This window comes from Paraburkholderia sp. SIMBA_027 (assembly GCF_046535315.1).
In the GTDB taxonomy this organism is placed as follows: domain Bacteria; phylum Pseudomonadota; class Gammaproteobacteria; order Burkholderiales; family Burkholderiaceae; genus Paraburkholderia; species Paraburkholderia tropica.
Map to the genome: position 1 here is coordinate 1 of NZ_JAWRWY010000291.1, position 309 is coordinate 309.

At 50.8% G+C, this 309-nt stretch carries 1 pseudogene; it reads right to left on the reverse strand.

Annotated elements, in window-relative coordinates:
• A pseudogene (locus SB764_RS39145) lies at window positions 1-277 on the reverse strand (hypothetical protein); the annotation flags it as partial.
• Between the last annotated feature and the right edge of the window lie 32 nt (window positions 278-309).

Consider the following 309-nt stretch of genomic DNA (forward strand, 5'->3'; position numbering starts at 1 on the left):
CGCGCCGCAGCTCTTCCGATCGCCGCAGGAATTGCCGTTCGTCGTCGGTTGTTCCCGGATCCTGGTTAAAAAGTTCCTGTGTTTTCGCGAAAATATCTGTGGACTTCTGAACTTGCTCGTCAAAGATCTTCCGTTGCTCGTGCATACGGGGCAAATCGTTCAGAATAATTAGATTTCGTGCGGCAGCAGACGCCTGATTGGCATAAGTCAATGCCTGCGAAATCGAATTTGATTCCGCAGCGTTAAACGTCGCGAGGTCTGTCAGTGCATCGTTCATCGCTGAGAGCTTCCATAGACTCAGTGATGCCA